Below are 20,394 nucleotides of genomic sequence, written 5' to 3'. Positions count from 1 at the left end.
AGCAGCCAGGTAGCTCGTCAGGCTCATAACCTGAAGGTCGTAGGTTCAAATCCTACTCCCGCAACCACTTCCACCGAACCATGGTCAACATCCGCCAGCGCACCAGGCTGGGCGGCCTCGATCATTGCGGTGATAGCCCCAAAAAGCTCAAGCGAAACATGACCCTCGTCGTCAACGGTAACGATCACCCGCTCGATGAGGCCGCGGATGATCTCCAGGGCAGGTGTCCGCAACTCTGGATCCGTTAACGTCGCGGCCAGATCGGCGACCTTGTGGCGATATTGCTCCGCGAGATTGGGATGCAACCGCACGGGGGATGGCGCGGGCGCGGCCAGCGCCGCATCCAATGCCTTCAACTCGGCTTCCATTCCCTCAAGACGCTCAAGAAGGCCGCGGGTGCGCAATCCATTCGCAACCGCGTCGTACAGCCCGTCAAGCTTCTTGGCGAGCGTGTCGCGGTCCTTCTGCGCGCGCTTGCGGTCGGCCGCCTGTGCATCGCGTTGTCCGTTCGCTTCCTTCGTGAATACTGCCACGAACTCGGCGACCGCATCCGGCTGCATGAGGCGGTCCTTCAACAGATCGAGCACTGCGGCTTCCAGCTCACCCCGCTTGAAAGACTTTTTCTGCGCGCATGTGCCAAGTTTGCGCGCCGCAGAGCACGCCACGTAATCCCGTCCCACGGCGGCAAACCCGCCACCACAACAGCCGCATCTCAACAACCCGGTAAGCAGGTGCTTCTGTCGCTTCTTCTCCCAGAAACGGCTTTGCTTGATGCCCTGTACGCGCGGGCTGCTCTCGATCTCGCCCTGGCGGTGTTTTGCTGCGGCCCAGAGGTCATCCTCCACGATGCGCAGCTCGGGGACGTCGGTGACAACCCACTGCGACTGAGGGTTAAGGCGCGATACACGCCGGCCCGTCGTTGGGTCCTTGATGTAGCGCAGCCGGTTCCAGACCATGCGCCCGATATAAAGCTCGTTGTTCAGGATGCCCGTGCCCCGCGTCCGGTGACCCCGAATGGCGGTGTCGCGCCACATCCGCCCGCGCGGGCCAGGGAGCCCATCCTCGTTCAGCCTCCGCGCAATCGCCTTGGGGGAGCGGCCCTCGTTGAACTCCCGAAAGATGCGCCGGATGATCTCGGCCTCATACTCATTGATGGTCCGTTCACCGGTGACGATCTCGCCATCGTCCCCGATCCGGCGGACAACGTCGTATCCATAGGATTTGCCGCCGCCCGAGCGCCCGGCTTCAACACGCCCCCGCAGTCCGCGGCGCGTCTTGTTGGCCAGGTCCTTGAGGAAGAGTTGGTTCATCGTGCCCTTGAGCCCGACATGCAACTCGTCGATCTCGCCCTCGGACAGCGTCACTATCTTGACGCCATGAAAGCTGAGGCGCTTGAACAACGTCGCCATATCCGCCTGGTCACGGCTCAGCCTGTCTAGCGCCTCGACCAGAACGATATCAAACGCACCTTGCTCAGCTTGCCTCATCAGGCTTTCCAGACCCGGGCGGTGCATCGACGCCCCGGAAAGCGCCATGTCGCTGAATGTGCCTACGACCGACCCGCCAAGCCGATCGGCATGCTCCACGCAAAGGCGTGTCTGGTCTTCGATCGACGCCTCACTCTGCATTGCCGAAGAAAAGCGCGCGTAGATCGCAATCCGCATGATCAGTCTCCCTGCCGGATGCTGTCGATAAGCTGCGCGTGATTGCGGCCGATCTCAAGCGCAGTTGCGTGATTATAGTACTTCTCTGCGGTCTCGTGGCCACGATGATCCAGAAGCGATCGGATGTTGCCCACGGCTTCTGGCGATGCGCGGGCCATGGTCGTGGCGGCAATGTCCCGGAACAGATGCGGTGAGATCGGCACGCCAAAAAGCTTGCGTGTCTGATTGCGGATCAGCGTTCCCATGGAGGTGTCACTGATTGGTGCGCCCCGGTTCGTAACCCAGAGATAGTTGTGATCATGCCCGCCTTGGATCATGAGGGCAGGTCGTGTCAACTGAATGTAGCGCACCAGGAGAGGTGCAATGGATGTCGGCACCAGCGTTTCCCAATGGCTTTTGGTCTTGGTCAAATCGGGGCGCATCACGATCAGCAGGTCATCGCCGTCAATGACCACGGACTCGCCAAGGCGCAAGCTGGTGAGGGCGCGGCGCCGGATCGGGATCAACGCGAGGAAAGCGATGATCGTACCGTTACGTTGCCGCAGGGCTCTTTGTTGATCACTTCCGGTGCTTTGATGTGCAGAAGTTTCCAACTCCATTGCTTCTCCCAAGACATGAGCACCGGACAGGATACGCCCGTCTTTGCGGTGGCTGACATACGCCTTGGCTCGCCCCTGAAGGAGCAGCACAGCGCGCTTGACCTGTCCCCACTCTCGATCCGGGAAACAGCGGCTCAGCAGGCGTAGCGTGGTATCGGCATAGAAATGCTGCGTGTGTGGTGACAGATGTGCGTTGGATTCGATGAAGCTGACAAAGGTCTCGAGATCAAGACGGTCGGCCGGATGAACCGACAGTAATTCCGGGTGAACCTTGCTCAGCCAGGAAAGCCATTTTCCATAGCCCCTCATGATCATGCCGAGGGTTTGCTCGGTCATGTGAGCCAGTGGCCCGACCTCATCGAAAAGCCCGCCGTTTCGTATGGCACGGTGCCACAAGTCCTGATCACATGGTGGCCAGTCATCAATCGGAAGGATGCGGACGTGCACGCTCATTGTTTCAGCCCCTCGATGATCTCGCCATAGCGACGCGACACCTCTGTGGTCTCGATGCCCGTATAGGCATTGATCGTACTGCTCAGTCGGGAATGGCCCAAAAGACGGCGCGCCGCCTCATAGTTGCCGGGCGCGGATTTAAGCAGAAGGTGTGCTGCAAAATGGCGAAAGAGGTGCATATTGACGTCAAGCCCAAGCTCGCGCTTCAGGCAGAGCTTCAAGCTGTCGGCCAGCTGTTCTGCCTGCATCGGGCGTGAACCGTCGCGCTTGGGAAACAGATAGGGCGTGCCCGGTGGGCAGAGGCGCGGCGAGCGCAGCGAGATGTGGCGCTCGATCATCCGGACGAGCTGCGGCGGCAGTTCGAACTCGAGCGGTTGGCGGTTCTTGACCTCATCTTTTGGAAACACGAGGTAAACCTTGCCATCGCCGGGGCGTTGCAGATGGCGATCCAAATCAAGTGAGACAAGGTTGCCGCGCCGGATCGGGCAGTAGAGCAGGATCGCAAGCGCAATCGCTCTTTCGCGCATCAGACAGGCCTTGTGCGTGGTCTCCTGACCGGCGCGCTCGATCAGAAGTTCGGGCAGCTTGATGATCTGGGATGTCATGGCCGGGACCATCATCGGGCGCAGGCGCGCGCGGTTCTTTGCGGTCAGGCCAGGCTGTTTGCTTGGCAACCGCTGTGCGTATTTGTCGAGGAGGGGATGTTCCGCGCGGCCGAGATGCCGGCGACTGACTTGCTGCAGAACCAGTATCATCTCTTTCAGGCCGGGCGTTATTTGGTTCTCATAGCGCGCATAAAACCAGCGCAGGCCGGTCTCGATCATTTCCTCGGACAGGAGTGCGCCAAGATCGGTAATACGCTCAGGGGGTACGTCGGCCCGGACAAGCCCGCCTGCAAAACGTTCCAGGACCCGGGAATAAGCAAAGATCGTACCGGCGGCGAGAGGGCGTTTATTCGACTCATCAAAGAAGCTCACCTGGCCGGCCGTTTCCTTGAAGCGCGTCAGGTCAGCGGCGAAGCTTGAGGGATAGCTCTCAAGGGGAAGCTTGATTTTGTCGACTTTCGGGGCCAGCCCCTGAAGGCGCGTCTGCGGCCAACCGGGGACATGTTTGACGGCGCGGTTCCACGCATTGACGGCATTGCGCAGCGAGGCCTTGGGGTTTTTGCGGATCTCATCCCCGACCAGGGCCTCGTGAAACACCTTCACATGCTGATCACCAACCTCGTCGGGCTGGACGCCCAGGCGATCCAGGAAATGGACAAAACGGCCCAGCGCGGAATGAACCTTTCCGCTCTTGCAGGCATTCTCCCACAGGGCGTGCCATCCGGGTGTGAGGTCTTTTTGTTGGTTCCGGCGGTTATTGACGATCCCGCAATGGGCCAGGGCCGCTCGCGCATCGCTGACCAGATTCTTCCAGGACTTTTGCGTGATGTTGAGTGCGGCGTGTGAGGTAACCTCCAGACGGGGTTGCAGCCATTGAGGTGCCGCCGGCACATTCGATGGCGCCATGCCAAGAGCCGTGGCAACCCGTTGAAGGCCGGAGACCATATCGCGCTTGCGGATGGCATCCAGGGACGAGTCGGCCTTGATCCGCGCGATGAGGTCACTGAACATCGGTGTTCCGGTCGGCAGCAGGGCCTTGCTCAGGTCTTCGGGGCTGAAAATCTTCATTCGGGTGCATCTTTCCTGGTCATGGTGGGTCTCGGGACGACTTCAGTGGACACGGGGTGACATTCGGGAAAACTATACCATGGAAAGTTTCCTCCTTCCGGAGGGCATGTCTTCCCGAAATCTCCCAAGGCGCTGATTTGAATAGACATTAGTGGACATTACTGGCCACCTTTCCGGGCCATCCGGTAGGCGATATGTGCGGCCGGTGTAATGCGGATCAGGCGGCCACCCGGGCCCACGCGGATCACCTCCAAAAGCCCGGCCTCGATGGCCCGACGCACGGTTTTCTCGGAGACGTTGTCCTTGCGCGCGACGTCTTTCACCGTCATCGCGGCTTGCCCGTATTGGCTGTAGTCGGATTTACTGGTCTTGCTCATCGGCTCTCTCGTCAGATTGCTCGGACGCGAGCTGCTGCATGTCCCCCGCCGCCTGTCGCGCGAACAGGCGCGCCAACGCCAATGCGGCGTCAGTGACGTGCTGCTCCTCCGGCGAATGGTTTGGGTGTTCGGGCTCGCGGGTCATGCCCTGACCATCGCGTGAAAGCGCCGAGAATCACCAAGTGTATTGATTGTTCAGTTTAGGGCCGATCACTTGGACCAAGATCACCTCGCAGTCGAAAACGCCTGCGTACGCGTTCGATGTCACGCCGCAGTGTCTCACCACTCATCTTACGCTTTGGCTTTGTAATCATGCTGACTACAGTTTGTATAAACCTGATCAGCTCTCCATCGCGTTGCTCGGAGCTTGGCTTGTCTGGGCGGGTCGTGATCGTGAGAGGTCGCTCGGCATCAAGCCAAATATAGCAGCAGCTTTCGACTACGCTCAGGCGTCGATCATCCGGTACCTTTCGCTTATCACGCGGCCGAACGAGTATGTCGTTACCGTGGTTGTCGACATAGACTTTCATGAAGTCCTTGCCTTGTGGGTGTCTTTTGAAATTGCCTTGCTCTCGCTTTACGCGGACAAGGCCGACTTCAGAGTCGATGTCCAGAGAGTATCCCAGAAGGACGGAAAGGTTCCGGGCGTCGCGAATGTCCATCTGAAAACTGTGTACCACACTCTCGATTTGATCTTCGCTCAACGCGCCGTCATCGCCATAGTCGGCAATGAGAAACGGCAGCGTCTGTTTGATCCGATCGAAATGCAGATAAACAAGATCAACCGGGTCCTCCGCCCGGCTCGCCTCGTCACTGGCCTTTTCTGAACATTCCCCGGATATCATGGCAAGGTCCGCTATGGTCACACGGAGAAAGGATAACTTGCCAAGAAAGGCGAGGGAAGCCATTTGAACCGCGCCGGGTTTGCCGGCTCAACCGTCATCAGTCTTGTGATCACTGGCACAATTGTTTTGATGTCGGAAGACTTTCATAGGCGAGGGACGAAACAATGAAATTCAACGATATTGTGAGTGATACAATCACAGCATGACACTGCACCCCGGCAATGATGTCGTCAGGCAGAACGCGCGCGCCAAGGAAAGAATCATCGCACCGGTCGCGGCCGAATTGCGTTGGGCCGGTCTGTTATCGGTATTGTCCGGCGCGTTGTGGCCGTTGCAGGCCGCTTCGCTGGCCTGGGGCGTGGCGGAATGGGTCGCGGAAGCACCACCCTTGGCGAGCGCACTGCCTGCCGCAGGGCTGTTTGCAATCGTTGGCTTGCTGCGCGCGACACTTGACCATCGTGCGGGACAGATGCTGTTCGACGCCGCCGACCGGACGATCGCACGTGAACGCAAAGTGCTGATCCGGCGCGAGGCGCGTGAGAGATCTGCGATGGGTTCGGCGGGCATTGCGGCGGTGGTGGTTGACAAGCTGCCGCTTCTGCAGCCGTGGGTCACTCGGTATCACGTGGCGATGACGCGCGTTAGGGTGCTGCCGCTGCTGCTTTTTGCGCTGACGTTCAGTTTGTCATGGATTGCGGGGTTGGTCCTGCTTGTCGCGGGGCCGTTGATCCCGGTTTTCATGGCGTTGGTGGGTATGGCTGCAGAAGCTGCCTCGCGCCGGCAAATGGATGAGATCGGAACCCTGAACGAGATGACCATGGAGCGGCTTTCTGCAATGCTGGACATCCGTTTGCTCGGCGCGGAGGAACGGGTCACATCCGATTTCGCGAACCGGGCTGATGAGTTGCGCCGAAAGACTATGTCAGTCTTGCGCATTGCGTTCTTGTCATCGACCGTACTCGAGTTGTTCTCGGCGCTCGGGGTCGCCCTTGTGGCTGTTTTCGTGGGGTTTACCCTGCTCGGCGAGATCAATTTCGGGAGCTGGGGCACGCCGCTCACCCTTGGCGAAGGTTTGTTCCTCTTGCTGATCGCACCGGAGTTTTTCCAGCCGCTCCGGGATCTGGGCGCGGCATGGCATGACCGGGCGGCAGGATACGCGGTGGTGGATGAACTGGATAGACTCGACGCAGTTGAACGTCTTTCTCCCCTTGGTAACGCGACTCGATGTGCACCCTTGCGTGGTGCATTCTCGATTAAAACCCAAAGTGCTGTCGTAGCATTGCCGGGCAGCACGATCCGGCTGCCGGATGTCCAGCTTGGACCGGGCGAGAGTCTCGCCGTCACGGGTCCGAGCGGAGCGGGAAAGAGTACCATGATCGCCGCGCTTCTGGGGCTCGTACCGCTTGAGGTCGGCGAGATCGAGGTCTGCGGGCAGGTGCTTGACGATGCCACGGCAGATGCATGGCGGCAGCGGGTCGCATACGTGCCGCAACGACCACATTTCTCGGACCTGACGCTCCGAGACTGGCTTGACCCGCGTGGCACCGGCGATGCGCCAACGGATGCTCTTCGCGTCGCCGACGCCGACCGGATCGTAGCGCGTCTGCCGAATGGACTCACTACCCGGCTGGGCGAGACAGGTGGCGGTGTCTCCGGCGGTGAGGCGCGTCGTCTGATGATCGCGCGGGCGGTCATGATGGGCGGAGATGTCGTGTTTGCTGATGAGCCGACGGCGGATCTCGACCAGGAAACGGCGGATCGCGTCACCAACGCGCTTATTGACTTCAAGCGGCAGGGCCGCGCACTGGTTGTCGCGACCCATGATGGGGCGCTTGCCGCTGCGATGGAAGCCCGTATCGAGGTCGCGGCATGATGCCGCTCCTCAAGATCGCGCGCCTGTTGATCCTGGCCGATCCCAACGCCATGCTGCGAGGCGCGGCGCTTTCAGTCGTGGTTCTGCTCATGGGCGCGGCGCTACTGGGGCTCTCCGGTTGGTTCATTACGGCTACCGGACTTGCCGGTCTCGCCGGAATTGGCATCGCGTTCGACGTGTTCCGCCCCTCTGCCGGCATCCGGTTTCTAGCGCTCGGCCGAACGGCGGCCCGCTACGGTGAACGCCTGTTGACCCATGACGCGACCCTGCGCGCATTGGCAGCCTTGCGGGTTTCGCTTCTGCGGCGGCATGCGATCTCTGATTCACGGGTGCTGGCCGAAATGCGAAGCGAGGGTGCGCTGACACAGATCATCTCGGATGTCGATGCCTTGGACGGGATTATTCTGCGGCTGTTCTTGCCTTCGGTCTCCGCTGTACTGGCGCATGGGATCGCTTTCGCGGTGCTCGGCTTGCTGGTCGGTTGGCCGGTGGCCCTGACGATCCTGGCGGGCTACGCGCTTCTTGCGATTTTGGTCCTTTGGCGCCTGGCACGGCGGTGCCTTGTGCCGTCCGGCGATTCGGAAACGCGCCACCAACGCCTGCGCCGGTCCGTCATTGATATGATCCGCGATCGAGAAGCTCTTATTCTGAGCGGGCGGTTGAACGAGCGGGAGGCGGAACTCGTCACTTCTGAGAGGGAAGCGCGGGCGGTATTGGCTGTCCTTGACCGGGAAGAGCGTGGCGCAGGTGCGGCGCTTTCGGCCTCTGTTTCCATTGTCACTGCCTTAGCATTCCTTGCCGGAGGGGCGATGTTGGCCCAAGAGGCAATCGGACCGGCGCGCGCTGTCATCGGGCTGTTCGTCGCGATCGCGCTGGCCGAAAGCTTGCTTCCGCTTCGGCGCGGATTTGCCGAACTGGGGCGGATGGTCAGCGCGGCCGGGCGTGTCTGGGGACCTGAGGAAACCGACGCCGGGCCCTCGCAGGCGCCAGCGCCAGTTGCCGAAAGTGGGCCGCTGCTGCTAATCCGAACTGAAAAGATCGACCTGATCGTGCCAGCTGGGGGCACCGTAGCGCTTACCGGGGCCAGCGGTAGTGGCAAGACAAATCTGTTGATGCAGATTGCAGGGATGCTGCCGGCAGAAGGGATCCGACTCCACGGGAAAAGCCCGGAGGACTGGCCGGAGGCGAAGCTGAGGAAGATCGTGACCGTTGTCCCGCAACGTAGCGCCCTGCTGGCCGGAACTATCCGCGACAATCTGTCCTTGGCCGGTTCCGTCGCCGAGGCGCAAATGTGGCAGGCGCTGAAGGCCGTCGATCTGGAGCAGGCAATCCGCGCACGTGGCGGGCTGGACCTTTGCCTTGGAGAAGGTGGTTCGGGTCTATCGGGGGGGCAGGCTAAACGGCTTTGTATAGCTAGAGCGCTGCTCAGACAACCGCAGTTGTTGTTGCTTGACGAGCCCACGGAGGGCCTGGACGAAACAACCGCCGAACGGGTAATGATTGGCATTCGACGAGCATTGCCCGGGGCGACAATCGTTGCGGCGCTGCACCGTGGTGCGGAGCATTCCATATTCTCAGATAAGGTTACATTGCAGAATTGATCAATTGGTGACGGTGTCACCGCAGTTGATGTGGATCAGTGTTAGCTGGCAAAATGGGAAGGAAGATGCAACAAATAGTTGTGAATGATGAATCCTAGATGATCCTCGGGGATCAAGGAGTTGAAGATGGAGTTCGATATTGTCGAGCTGTCGCGTCTGCAATTCGCGATGACAGCGATGTATCATTTTCTTTTTGTGCCGCTGACGCTGGGTTTGTCGATCCTGCTGGCAATCATGGAAACGGTTTACGTGATGACGGGCCGCCCGATCTGGCGGCAGATGACGAAGTTCTGGGGTACGCTGTTCGGCATCAACTTCGTGCTGGGGGTGGCCACCGGCATCACCATGGAATTCCAGTTCGGAATGAACTGGAGCTACTACAGCCACTATGTCGGTGACATCTTCGGCGCTCCATTGGCGGTCGAAGGGCTGATGGCCTTCTTCCTCGAAGCCACCTTCGTGGGGCTCTTCTTTTTCGGTTGGGACAAACTGTCGGAGGTGCAACACATGATCGTCACCTGGCTGGTGGCGCTTGGTTCTAACCTGTCGGCACTTTGGATTCTGATCGCCAACGGCTGGATGCAGAACCCCGTGGGAGCGGTCTTCAATCCCGAAACCATGCGCATGGAGATGACCAGCTTCTTCGATGTGGTTTTCAACCAGGTCGCGCAGGCCAAGTTCGTGCACACCGTCAGTGCGGGCTACGTCACCGCCGCCGTCTTCGTAATGGGCGTGTCGGCGTGGTATCTGCTCAAGGGCCGGCACACCGAGCTTGCCCGGCGATCGGTCACGGTCGCATCGAGCTTCGGGTTGGCTGCTGCGCTGTCTGTGGTCGTGTTGGGCGACGAGTCCGGGTATTCGGCGACGCATACACAGAAGATGAAACTGGCCGCGATCGAGGGGATGTGGGAGACGCATGACGCCCCAGCACCCTTCAATCTTGTGGGCTTTCCCGACAAAGAGGCGCGTGAGACGCATTACGCGATCGAAATTCCATGGGTGATGGGGCTAATTGGGACACGCTCGCTGACCGAAGAAATGCCGGGGATTAATGATCTGGTAGAGGAGGCCGAAAAGCGCATTCGTAACGGCATCATTGCTTACGACGCTCTGATGACGATCCGCGAGACGCGCGGCAACGTCCCCGACGAGGCGCGGCGTCTCTTCGAACAGTCGTCCGACGATCTGGGATATGCCTTCCTTCTCAAGCGCTACGTGGATGATCCGCGAGACGCGAACGAGCAGCAGATCGCAATGGCGGCCGAGGATACAGTTCCAGGCGTGGCGCCCTTGTTCTGGGCGTTCCGGATCATGGTCGGCCTGGGCTTTTCCTATATCGCGGTCATGGCGTATTTCTTTGTGCAGGCCTCATTCAAGGGGATGCATTTTCCGCGTCCCGCGCTGTGGCTGGCGGTCATCATCATCCCGACGCCCTGGATCGCGGCCGAGTTGGGCTGGTTCGTTGCCGAATACGGGCGCCAGCCCTGGACCGTTGATGGCGTGCTACCAACGGCGCTGTCGGCCAGCCACCTCAGCGTGGCGGAATTGTTGATCACATTGGCAGGTTTCGTGACCTTCTACACCGTGCTGTTCATCATCGAGATGGGCCTAATGCTGAAATACATTCGCAAGGGGCCGTCCGAGGATGTTGAGGAAACCGAGGCGTGGATGGCCAGGCACGAGCATCGGCTGCGCACCCATGACGGCAAAGGGCCATTCGCCCCTGAACCTGCGGAGTAAGTCAGATGATCCTGTATGAACTCATAAGCTTCGAACTTTTGCGCGTGATCTGGTGGGGACTGCTCGGCGTGCTGCTCATCGGGTTTGCGCTGACCGACGGGTTCGACATGGGCGTCGGTGCGCTGCTGCCCTTCGTAGGCAAGACGGATGTCGAACGCCGCGTGGCCATCAACACCGTCGGGCCCGTCTGGGAAGGCAACCAGGTCTGGTTCATCCTTGGCGGCGGCGCGATCTTCGCCGCCTGGCCACCGCTTTACGCGGTGAGTTTTTCTGGCTTCTACCTGGCGATGTTCGTCATTCTCGCGGCGCTGATCGTGCGGGCCGTCGCATTCAAGTACCGGTCCAGCCGTGAGGATACCCGTTGGCGCCGCGCCTGGGACTGGGTTCTGTTCGCGGGCGGTGCGGTGCCCGCGCTTCTGTTTGGGGTGGCGGTGGGCAATGTCTTGCTCGGCGTACCGTTCCACCTGACCGAAGACCTGTTCCCGATGTATGAGGGCACGTTCTACGGCAAGTTCCTCGGGCTGCTGCGGCCCTTCGCGCTTTTGGCAGGGGTGGTGTCGTTCTCGATGCTGCTGATGCATGGTGCCGCGTGGCTGTCTCTGAAGGCCGAGGGGGTCGTGGCTCTGCGCGCCCGGATGATCGGCACATGGGCTGGGATCGTCGCGGCCGCCGGATATGCCCTGGCCGGTCTCTGGCTGGCCTTTGGTGTCGATGGGTATGCGATCATCGGCGAGGTGGTGCGCGACGGTCCTTCGAATCCGCTTTACAGCGAGGTTGCGCGCGGCGGCAGTTGGCTTTCGGCCTATGGCGAGCGACCGTGGATCGCGGTCGCCCCGGCGATGGGCTTTGTCGGCATTACGTTTGCGGTTCTGGGGTTGCGCGCCGGGCGAGAGGTCTCGACGCTCCTGTGGTCCAAGATCGCGATCCTCGGGATCATCTCGTCGGTCGGGCTGACGATGTTCCCCTTCATCCTGCCCTCGACCGTCGATCCGAGCAGCTCCCTGACCGTGTGGGACAGTTCATCCTCGCACCAGACGCTGTTCGTCATGCTGGTGATGACGGCGATCTTCATGCCCCTGATCCTGGCCTACACGGCCTGGGTCTACAAGGTGCTCTGGGGCAAGGTGACCGAGGAACAGATCACCGGCGGTGGTCACGGATACTAAGGAAAGGAGATAGGATATGTGGTATTTTGCCTGGCTGCTCGGCCTGCCGCTGGCGGCGATGTTCGCTGTGCTGAACGCCATGTGGCTGGAGATACGCGAGGATGCCCGCATCATCGCGGACGGGGATGAGGATCAGCCCCCAGATTGACGCCGACCATAACAGGCCGCCGAACAGGACTGCCAGATCAACCAGGAGCAAGACCATGTCCAACGAAAAGACGATCGAATATCTTCAGCAGGCCGTGAAGATGGAATTGACGGCAGCGCATCAGTATCAGTTGCATGCCCACACGCTGGACGATTGGGGGCTGACCCGTCTGGCCGGCCAGATGCGCGAGGAAATGCAGGAGGAGCTGGGCCATTCCGATCAGTTCATCGAGCGTCTCATGTTCCTCAAGGCCGCGCCGGAGATCGGATTCGAGAAGACACCGCAGCAGGCTGAAACGCTGCCCGACATGTTCAGGGCGGACCTCTCGGACGAGGAAGAGGCCATCGGGTTCTACACGAAGGCGGCCATGCATGCCGGTGAGACAGGTGATATCGGCACCCGGATGCTGTTCGAAAAGGTCGCGCTGGATGAAGAGGGGCACAAATCCTGGCTGGAACTGCAACTCGACCTGATCGAGAGGCTTGGCGAAAAGACCTATAGCGCCAAGCTGGTATCATTCGGTGAGGATGATGAGTCCGCCGGGTGACGTCCCTTCGCGGCGGGGCAGCTGGGGCGGGCGCCGGCCGGTGCCCACCCCGCATGCATGTCAGGCAGGTTTGTCTTCGTCGACCACGACCCACTCGTATCCAGTGATCATTGCCTTCAGGTAGGCCCCGACGGTTTCGCCCGTGGTCGCCATGTAGACATGGATCACCACGAAAATGGCCATTGCATACGCCGCAACCACATGCGCCCAAGCGACCGTCGACAGGTCTAACCCCGTGATATTGACGGTCAGGTAAAGCACGCCGGTTACCCAGATTGCCGGGTTGATCACCAGTTTCAGAAACAGGTAGCTCAGCCTTTGCAGCGGGTTGTGCTTGCGGTGGATCGTGGGCTTGCCCGGGTGCGCCTCGCCCAGGAAGATGCCCCAGCCATAGAAGCGGATAACCGCCAGCAGGTTGCGAAATGTGGGGATGTAGTGCTGCCACTGGCCGGTGGTAAAATGCCAGAAAATCGCAAAAATCCACAACACGATGATCAGCCCGGCCATGATGAGATGGAGCCCGAAGGCTGCCTGCCAATCAAGACCGCCGATCAGGCCGTGCAGACGTGCGCCGGTCAAGAGCAAGCCCAGCACCAGCACTGCTTGCGACCAGTGCCAGAACCGTTCGAACCGGGCGAAGATCTTCACGTACTGCTTTGCTGCCATCTCTCGCCTCCTCATTTCCGCCGGGCCGCGACGACTCGGATCGCGGCATGCCCCAGAACCCCGGCCAGAGAAAGAGCCAGCAGGATCAATCCGATCCGATCGGTCAGGGCGAACCCGTCGCGCCCGGGAATGTAGAGACCGGCCAGATTGGCCAGTCGCCCGTCCCTGGCATGGCAACTCTGGCAATCCAGCGCTTCGGCGGCCGGGGCGACCATATGCGTGGTGGGCCACCACATTTCGGTATCGGTAAAGGCGTATTTTCCGGAATAGGGTATATCAGTTGCTTCCATTCCGGCGGCCAGTGCCTTTTCCCAATTGAAATTGGTCCAGAGCGCGGTGTCGCCTTCGGGGCCGTAGACATTGTTCAAAAGCAGATACTCGTTGATCTCGTCATAAGCCTGCCGGCCCGACATTCGTTTGAATGGATAGATGACCGAGCCCGGATCGTTAGCGCCACCGTGAATCCTGTTGATGCCGACCATGCCGTTCGGGTCGATCTTTTCGCCGAGAAGCGTGTACTCGACCACGCCGTTCCAGAATTCATAGGTCGGGACCACATCCATGCCCCATTCGAAATCGCCTTTGGTAGAGAGGTAGCTATGCCGTCCCGTTTCCTCATCTTCCAACGAGAAAGGCCGGCCATCCCTCAATTGCCCTGCGGTTGACCAGTCCCACCACGTCTTGGTGGCGACGCCGCCCTTTGCAAACTCGGGGATATGACAGGTCTGGCAGGCCACTCTATCGGTATGGTCGTTGAGCTTCAGGCCCATCAGCGAAGCCATAGCATGTGGCTCATCGCTATGGCAGCTTTGGCAACTCAGAACATCGGGACGACGAAACCCTGGCATCTGCACGCTGTTATCCTTGACCGTGCCCAGATAGCGCGAGCCGGGCCATGCGTGCCCTTGCGCAGTGTGGCAGTCGGTGCAGACCATGTTGGCGCCGTCGGGTGACATATGCACGTCGACATGCGGGTCGGGTGTGGCCAGGGCCGAAGACAGATCACCATGCTTCACGTTGTCACCACCACCGCCATAGAAGTGGCAGCTGCCACAGTTCTCTCGCCCCGGGGTGCCCACATTCTGGGCCACTTTGGCCAAGTCCGGCGGCATGTGCGTGATGGTGCCGTCGACATTTTCCTGCAGCAGTTCGGCCGCATAGGGTGACAGCGCGCTCACGCGGTCCACCGGTTCGTAGATCGGATGGCCCGCCTTGTCGGGCCACTTCGCATAGGTTCCCGTGGTATCGTGACAAACAAGGCAATCAACCTTGTCCTGCGCCGTGAAATCGAATGTTTCGGTGTCCTCCCAACCATAGCCGGCATGGCAAGACGTGCAGCGCCGTTCGTTTGTGACCACGTTGCCGCAAAAGGCGTTGATGACATGCCTCTTGCCCAGCAGTTGCCCAGTTTCGGGGTGTTCATATTGCCAGGTCCAGTGAATGGAATCCTGAAACTGCTCGGCGGCCTCCGTATGGCAGGACAGGCAGGCCCTTGTCACTTCAGGGCCAGAGGCGAACGGCCCCTCCAACTCTTCGAACTTCGAATGATCCGCTGTCGTATCGCTTTCCTGCATTTGCGCGTATGCAGACACGGCAAATCCAAAGAACGCGGTAATCAGGCCGAGTGTCCGAAGGCTGTTCGAGATGGCATTGGTCATGAATCCACCGGCCCCAATTGCAAGCGCATGTGCGCAAAAGCCTAACTGGGACTGATGGTTTCTGCAATTCAAACACGACGGCTGCGCCATGGTGGCGCAGCCATACTTAGTTTTTGTCCACCTATCTTGGCTCGAAGTAGTCCAGCGGGATTTTGAGATAGGTTCGCCCATTCTCTTCGGCTTCGGGCTTGCTGCCACCGCGGATATTGATCTGAAGTGCCGCCAGCATCAGTTTCGGCAACGGAAGCGTGGCGTCGCGTTGCTCCCGCCGTTCGACATAAGCGGCTTCTCCGCTGTGATCCTTCAGATGAATATTGGTGGCTTTCTGTATTGCCACCGTTGACTCGCATTGCGCTTCGCGCCCGTCCGGCGCGTAGTCATGGCCGACAAATACGCGCGTCTCATCCGGCAGAGAAAGAATTCTCTGAATCGATGCGAACAAGGCTCCGGCATCGCCACCGGGGAAATCCGCGCGGCTTGTGCCGCTATCGGGCATCATCAGCGTGTCGTGAACAAAGGCGGCGTCTCCGGCGACATACGTCACCGATGCCAGTGTGTGCCCTGGCGAATACAAGACCCGAACGGGAACTTCTCCGACCATGAATTCCTCGCCATCCGAGAACAGTCGATCCCATTGTCGACCGTCGGTCGGAAAGTCCTTTGGCAGGTTGTAAATTTCCTTCCAGAGCTTCTGGACCTTCGTCACCTTCTCACCGATACCCGTCGGCACGCCAAGTTGACCTTTCAGCCAAGCGGCGGCAGAGAAATGGTCAGCATGGGGATGCGTGTCGAGAATCCATTCGATCGAAATTCCGACGTCTCGGACGTATGTGAGGATTTCTTCGGCGTTCTCAGTCGAGGTTGCGCCAGACATTGGATCGAAATCCAGGACCGGATCGATGATTGCGCCTTTCATGGTCGAGGGGTCGTGGAAAACATATTGCCAGCTGCCTGTCGGCTGGTCCCAGAAAGAATGAACAATAGGATTGGACATTGTTTTGACTCCTTTATAGCGATCGGCGCGGTGCAGTTGGTGCACACGAACTACTTTCGGCTGGCTTGCATCATCCAAAGCTGTTTTTCGTGCCATTCCAAACGGTCAGCCAGCATGCCCGCTGACGGCTCGTCCTCTGCATTCTGAGCCAGGACGATTGCATCGCGAAGTTTGGCTGCCAGGTCGAAGTGGACCGCAATCAGGTTGTCGACCATTTGCTCGGCTGTGCTTGCTGGCGACGCTTCATCACCGGCCAGGTTGATGAGGGCGGTGGCGGAACCGGGCGCGTAGGCACCCAAGGCACGGATGCGTTCGGCAATATCGTCGAGCGAATTCCAGAGCTCCTGGTACTGCTCTTCGAAGGTCTGGTGCAGTTGCACGAATTGCGGACCTTCAACATTCCAGTGATAGCCGTGTGTCTGTATGTAGAGCCGGAAGGTGCGGGCCAGAATGCCCGTCAGGCTCTCGATATTGGCTTGGGCCGCGTTGGTCATGGGAGATCTCCTTGAAACAAATGAGGCATCTGGAGTTGGGCCCGGAAAATCTGCCAGGCCCAGCCGGTTCAGAGTTGGCGGGTCGAGAAGTACCAGTCGACCGTGTCATAGCCTTCGCCCGGACGAGCTTCGGCCGCTTCGGCGGTTGCTGGGGGCGGGACGATGACCGGGTCACCGGGCTTCCAGTTTTCCGGCATCGCGCAGGCGTTGTCCTCGGCGGTCTGAAGCGCCACCAGCAGGCGGTAGATTTCATCGACCGAACGCCCGGCATTCATCGGGTAATAAACCATCGCGCGCAGTACGCCCTCGGGGTCGATGATGAACGTGGCCCGCACGGCGGCAGTATCCGACGCGCCCGGCTGGATCATGCCATAGTCCTGCGCGACCCTCATATTCAGATCCGCGATAATCGGGAAGTTGATATCAACGCCGAACTTTTCCTTGATGTTCAGCATCCAGGCAATATGGGAATAGTGGCTGTCGATCGACAGGCCCAGCAATTCCGTGTCTCGCGCGGCGAAATCGCCCTGCTTCTTGGCGAAGGCGATGAACTCGGTGGTGCACACTGGCGTGAAGTCGGCCGGGTGCGAAAACAGGATCAGCCATTTGCCACTATAATCCTGCAGCGATTTCTGGCCCGCAGTGGTGGGCGCATCGAAATCCGGTGCCGGCTCATTCAGGCGTGGCATGGGAACGGAGGATTGATCGGTCATGTCGAGGTTCCTTCAGTGCTGTTGATGCACTGAAGATAGGGTGCAGAAATATATAGTTGAAATAAATGTTTTGGATAGTAATTATATACAGAATCTATTAATGGGGTTTTCATGATCACCCTGCGCCAACTGAGGTTTCTTGTCGCGCTTGTGGATGAGCAGCATTTCTCGCACGCGGCGGAGACCTGCCACGTCACGCAACCCACCCTCAGCAGCGGCCTGAAGGAACTTGAGGGCGTTCTGGGTGTGCAACTGGCCGAGCGCACCAAGCGCACGGTCATCATCACACCGATCGGGCAGGAGATCGCAGAGCGGGCGCGTGGCATCCTTCTGGCTGCGCGCGAAATCGAGGATCTGGCCGCGGATCGGCGCAATCCCAATGCCGGAGATCTGCGCCTCGGGGCCATCCCAACCATCGGCCCTTATCTGATGCCCAAGGCCCTTCCCGTCATCCGCGAGGCGTTTCCCGATCTGCGGATCTTTCTGCGCGAAGAGTTGACGGAATCGCTGCTCGACGGGCTGGTGAGCGGTCGGCTCGACGCGGCGCTCGTCGCCCGGCCTTTCGATATCGGAGACCTTGAGACCGCTGAACTCTTCGATGACGGATACGTCCTGGCTGCACCGGTGGGCTATTCCGACGGCTCGGCCACAGAGTTGCATGGCGCAGACCTGGAGGGCGCCCGCCTTATGTTGCTGGAAAGGGGACATTGCCTGCAGCGGCATGCGTTGTCGGCCTTTCCCAACCGGGATATCCGGCAGGATGACAGCTTTTCGGCCACCAGTTTGCCGACGCTGATCTCAATGGTCAGCGAGGGGTTGGGGGTCACGTTGCTGCCTAAGCTCGCGGTCGACTCGGGTGTTGCGGCCGGGCACGCGATCGAGTTGCGCCCGCTTGTCGATGCCTGCCCGCGGCATGTGGTATTGGCGTGGCGGGGAACATCGGCACGGGCCGTGCTGTTTTGGGAACTGGCCGAGCTTCTGACAAAGTGTCGCAACGCATCTATGCCGCGATGAGACCTCCGGCGGCAAATTGATTCTGAGATTGCAAACACGCATAGTCTAAGGAAACCATTGGGAAACGGAACATGATAGAGTTATTGAAGTTTCTCCACTTCGTCGCCTTGGCTGTGGCAATAGGCGGAGGCGTCGCCAACATGGCTGCCAGCCGCCAGCAAGCGCGATCGCAGGCAGACGTGAAACAGGCGTTCGCAGCGGTTCAGAAAAACGTCGCGCGGCTATCGGCCATATCCCTCGCCGTCCTGTGGATTACCGGAATCGCACTCGTCTATGCGATCTACGCTGGCTGGAGCGGTTTCACGGCTGCATTCTGGATCAAGATCGCGGCCGTCGTGGCTCTGACAGTCGTTTCCGCCTCAGCACAGATCCTGATGGCACGAAAAGCTCCACCCCCGCCGATCATCCGACCATTGGGCCTGTCCGGCATGGTTTCCGCGCTGCTTTCAGTCCTGTTTGCGGTGATAGCCTTCACTTATTGATCCCAAGCTGGAGGCGCAGTCTGGATTCAACCGGTGCTGAGTATGATGCCGAACGCGGTCGCCACACCCGCGACCAAGGCAACGAGCGAGTGCTTTTTTGATTCGCGTTCCGCCATCGGCAGCAGGTGTGTTGCTCCAACGTAGAACAGGGCACCGGCCGACAGTGCCAGCAAGTTGCCGAGCAACTGGGGCGCTGCTTGACTGATCCAAGGAATCGAAATCAGCGTGCCCAGTGGGGTTGTAAGTGCGGCGGCGCAGAAAGCAAACCACAAGGATTTACGTTCCGAAAACCCACCGCGCAGAAGCAGCACAAAAGTGACGATTCCCTCGGGGAACTCATGAAGAACCATCCCCAAGGCGGACAGGAACCCGGTGAAGAAACTGACCGAGAATGTAACCGAGTAGATCATTCCGTCGATCAGCGAATGAAACCCGATCCCGATCATGGCAACGACACCGATCGCGAACTCGGCACTACCTTGCCTGTCGCAGACCTTGGTGTTCAGAAACCGGTTGAAGACATGTAGCGACAGGAACCCGGTCAGCATCATCAGCGGCGCGTTGGTGCTAATGTCCAGGCTTTTCGGAATCAGGTGCATGAAGGACACGGCAATCAGGACGCCGGCCGCGAAACATGCAAAATAGGCTGAGTTGCTTCGGCCCCAATCGCTGAATCGCCGCACGACGATAATCCCGACGGTTGTGACCGCTCCGGCGACGAGACTTGCGTAAACGGCCGGTGGGACTGAATGCAGCATCCATTCGGACCTATCTGTCGTCGAAGGATTTCACGGCGCGTCGGTCAAGGCCGCCCTGCTTCGTCGGCGGCGTATGATCGAGGTCCATTTCCTCAACAAGCGATCCGAGAGCAAGAAGTATCTCGCGCAAGAGCAACGATCGCTTATCCTTCATGCCTTCTTCCTCGGCAACGCTGCTCTCGGCAGCGTCGTATTCCCAACGGCGCAGAATTTCGATTTTCTGGGCATCCGAAAGCGTATCGTCCGCCAAGATGTCGGCCGGTGCGTCGTAGATGTCCGTGGGATCGAGTAGGGCTTTGTCGTATCTGGTGCGGTCCATCGAATTCTTATCCCCCAAGCAAACCGTTGCCAATTTGCGTGCCGCGAGCCGGCGACGAATCGTCAGTACTCCTCGACAATAGTACCGGCGGATCAAAGATGCGACTTGATGCAAGTTATTCGGCTATGGTTCGCCCAATCGATTTTGTCTTTTTCTGAATGGACTCTGTTGCACAAATCGTCTGCAGAACGAAGTTTCCCTTTCTTTAAAAAGACTTATCCTACGGGCTCAGTGATGGGTATGCCGAGCGCGGTGTAGTCGTTGAGGACGGCGATGCGGACATGGATTTCTGCGACCTGGCGGTCGAAGTCTCTTGCCATGAGGCGCTGCCCCAGCAATTTCATACAGTGCATCTTGGTCTCGACGCGGCTCCGGCGGTGGTATCCGCTCCATCGTCGCCAGATCGCACGGCCGAGGTATTTTGAGGCCCGCAGGGTCTCATTGCGCGCCACGGCACCCTTGGTGCTGGGCTTCCAGGGGTTGGCGTTCCTGCGCGGTGGAACGATGGCATGTGCCCCGCGGTCGGCGATGGCATCGTGGCATTTGGCATTGTTGCGCAACTTGCGCTTCGGGTGTGACGGCCCCATACCCCGCTGACGTCATGCCACGC

At 59.6% G+C, this 20,394-nt stretch carries 21 protein-coding genes and 1 pseudogene; 9 read left to right on the top strand and 13 right to left on the bottom strand.

Features of this window, described 5'->3' with window-relative positions; all coding sequences use genetic code 11:
• Positions 1-23 precede the first annotated feature (23 nt).
• The 5 genes from ACFFU4_RS14505 to ACFFU4_RS14485 form a co-directional block, all read right to left on the bottom strand.
• Positions 24-1,664 (bottom strand): recombinase family protein, encoded by a 1,641-nt coding sequence (locus ACFFU4_RS14505; protein ID WP_377070525.1) that lies wholly within the window; start codon positions 1,662-1,664, stop codon positions 24-26.
• A 2-nt stretch (positions 1,665-1,666) separates the two neighbouring features.
• Positions 1,667-2,599, bottom strand: coding sequence for a tyrosine-type recombinase/integrase (locus tag ACFFU4_RS14500; RefSeq protein WP_377070524.1), 933 nt, complete (start codon positions 2,597-2,599; stop codon positions 1,667-1,669).
• A gap of 113 nt (positions 2,600-2,712) precedes the next feature.
• Complete coding sequence (locus ACFFU4_RS14495; protein WP_377070522.1) at positions 2,713-4,389, bottom strand: site-specific integrase; 1,677 nt, start codon at positions 4,387-4,389, stop codon at positions 2,713-2,715.
• Positions 4,390-4,547: 158 nt separating this feature from the next.
• A complete protein-coding gene (locus tag ACFFU4_RS14490) occupies positions 4,548-4,766 on the bottom strand; it encodes a helix-turn-helix domain-containing protein (RefSeq protein ID WP_377070521.1) in 219 nt (72 codons plus the stop codon).
• Positions 4,750-4,911 carry a hypothetical protein gene (locus tag ACFFU4_RS14485; RefSeq protein ID WP_377070520.1) on the bottom strand — a complete coding sequence of 54 codons (162 nt, stop codon included), beginning with the start codon at positions 4,909-4,911 and terminating at the stop codon, positions 4,750-4,752. The genes ACFFU4_RS14490 and ACFFU4_RS14485 overlap by 17 nt, the downstream gene beginning before the upstream one ends.
• A 181-nt stretch (positions 4,912-5,092) precedes the next feature.
• Between ACFFU4_RS14485 and ACFFU4_RS14480 the strand changes: the two genes are divergently transcribed.
• The 7 genes from ACFFU4_RS14480 (at position 5,093) to ACFFU4_RS14450 (ending at position 12,686) form a co-directional block, all read left to right on the top strand.
• Entirely contained in the window at positions 5,093-5,593 is a 501-nt protein-coding gene (locus ACFFU4_RS14480; RefSeq protein WP_377070518.1) for a hypothetical protein, read from the top strand.
• Positions 5,594-5,813: 220 nt separating this feature from the next.
• Complete coding sequence (locus tag ACFFU4_RS14475; RefSeq protein ID WP_377070517.1) at positions 5,814-7,484, top strand: ABC transporter ATP-binding protein/permease; 1,671 nt, start codon at positions 5,814-5,816, stop codon at positions 7,482-7,484.
• On the top strand, positions 7,484-9,085 hold the full coding sequence (locus ACFFU4_RS14470) for an amino acid ABC transporter ATP-binding/permease protein (protein ID WP_377070516.1): 1,602 nt from the start codon (positions 7,484-7,486) through the stop codon (positions 9,083-9,085). The genes ACFFU4_RS14475 and ACFFU4_RS14470 overlap by 1 nt, the downstream gene beginning before the upstream one ends.
• Before the next feature lie 126 nt (positions 9,086-9,211).
• The gene (locus ACFFU4_RS14465; protein ID WP_377070515.1) at positions 9,212-10,825 is read left to right on the top strand and encodes a cytochrome ubiquinol oxidase subunit I; all 1,614 of its coding nucleotides are present in this window, start codon (positions 9,212-9,214) and stop codon (positions 10,823-10,825) included.
• Between the two features lie 5 nt (positions 10,826-10,830).
• Positions 10,831-11,991 (top strand): cytochrome d ubiquinol oxidase subunit II, encoded by a 1,161-nt coding sequence (cydB, locus tag ACFFU4_RS14460; RefSeq protein ID WP_377070514.1) that lies wholly within the window; start codon positions 10,831-10,833, stop codon positions 11,989-11,991.
• Positions 11,992-12,007: 16 nt separating this feature from the next.
• Positions 12,008-12,139 carry a cytochrome bd-I oxidase subunit CydX gene (gene cydX, locus ACFFU4_RS14455; RefSeq protein WP_377070513.1) on the top strand — a complete coding sequence of 44 codons (132 nt, stop codon included), beginning with the start codon at positions 12,008-12,010 and terminating at the stop codon, positions 12,137-12,139.
• Between the two features lie 55 nt (positions 12,140-12,194).
• Positions 12,195-12,686, top strand: coding sequence for a bacterioferritin (locus ACFFU4_RS14450; protein ID WP_377070512.1), 492 nt, complete (start codon positions 12,195-12,197; stop codon positions 12,684-12,686).
• 60 nt (positions 12,687-12,746) lie between these two features.
• On the opposite strand, the gene ACFFU4_RS14445 is transcribed toward ACFFU4_RS14450, so the two are convergent.
• The 5 genes from ACFFU4_RS14445 to ACFFU4_RS14425 all read right to left on the bottom strand — a co-directional run bounded on the left by ACFFU4_RS14445 (position 12,747) and on the right by ACFFU4_RS14425 (position 17,211).
• Positions 12,747-13,352: a cytochrome b/b6 domain-containing protein gene (locus ACFFU4_RS14445; RefSeq protein WP_377070511.1), complete on the bottom strand. Its 606-nt coding sequence runs from the start codon at positions 13,350-13,352 to the stop codon at positions 12,747-12,749.
• A gap of 11 nt (positions 13,353-13,363) precedes the next feature.
• Positions 13,364-15,010, bottom strand: coding sequence for a tetrathionate reductase family octaheme c-type cytochrome (locus tag ACFFU4_RS14440; RefSeq protein ID WP_377070509.1), 1,647 nt, complete (start codon positions 15,008-15,010; stop codon positions 13,364-13,366).
• Between the two features lie 121 nt (positions 15,011-15,131).
• Entirely contained in the window at positions 15,132-16,004 is an 873-nt protein-coding gene (locus ACFFU4_RS14435) for an MBL fold metallo-hydrolase (protein WP_377070526.1), read from the bottom strand.
• A 50-nt stretch (positions 16,005-16,054) separates the two neighbouring features.
• A complete protein-coding gene (locus tag ACFFU4_RS14430; RefSeq protein ID WP_377070508.1) occupies positions 16,055-16,498 on the bottom strand; it encodes a Dps family protein in 444 nt (147 codons plus the stop codon).
• Between the two features lie 68 nt (positions 16,499-16,566).
• Positions 16,567-17,211, bottom strand: coding sequence for a peroxiredoxin (locus ACFFU4_RS14425; protein WP_377070507.1), 645 nt, complete (start codon positions 17,209-17,211; stop codon positions 16,567-16,569).
• 111 nt (positions 17,212-17,322) lie between these two features.
• On the opposite strand from ACFFU4_RS14425, the gene ACFFU4_RS14420 reads away from it, so the two are divergent.
• Together ACFFU4_RS14420 and ACFFU4_RS14415 are read left to right on the top strand one after the other, a co-directional pair.
• Positions 17,323-18,225: a hydrogen peroxide-inducible genes activator gene (locus ACFFU4_RS14420; RefSeq protein WP_377070506.1), complete on the top strand. Its 903-nt coding sequence runs from the start codon at positions 17,323-17,325 to the stop codon at positions 18,223-18,225.
• A gap of 71 nt (positions 18,226-18,296) precedes the next feature.
• Positions 18,297-18,707 (top strand): hypothetical protein, encoded by a 411-nt coding sequence (locus ACFFU4_RS14415; protein ID WP_377070505.1) that lies wholly within the window; start codon positions 18,297-18,299, stop codon positions 18,705-18,707.
• A 26-nt stretch (positions 18,708-18,733) separates the two neighbouring features.
• Here the strand turns inward: ACFFU4_RS14415 and ACFFU4_RS14410 are convergent, their stop codons facing one another.
• The 3 genes and pseudogenes from ACFFU4_RS14410 to ACFFU4_RS14400 form a co-directional block, all read right to left on the bottom strand.
• On the bottom strand, positions 18,734-19,465 hold the full coding sequence (locus tag ACFFU4_RS14410) for a ZIP family metal transporter (protein WP_377070504.1): 732 nt from the start codon (positions 19,463-19,465) through the stop codon (positions 18,734-18,736).
• Positions 19,466-19,475: 10 nt separating this feature from the next.
• Complete coding sequence (locus ACFFU4_RS14405) at positions 19,476-19,784, bottom strand: hypothetical protein (protein WP_377070503.1); 309 nt, start codon at positions 19,782-19,784, stop codon at positions 19,476-19,478.
• A 215-nt stretch (positions 19,785-19,999) separates the two neighbouring features.
• Positions 20,000-20,329, bottom strand: a pseudogene (locus ACFFU4_RS14400) (transposase); the annotation flags it as partial.
• Positions 20,330-20,394: the final 65 nt, after the last annotated feature.

The sequence above is a fragment of the Roseovarius ramblicola genome, assembly GCF_042430665.1.
GTDB classification, from domain to species: Bacteria; Pseudomonadota; Alphaproteobacteria; order Rhodobacterales; family Rhodobacteraceae; genus Roseovarius; species Roseovarius ramblicola.
Note: the sequence above shows the minus strand (reverse complement) of the source record. Positions and strands in the feature narration are given on the sequence as shown.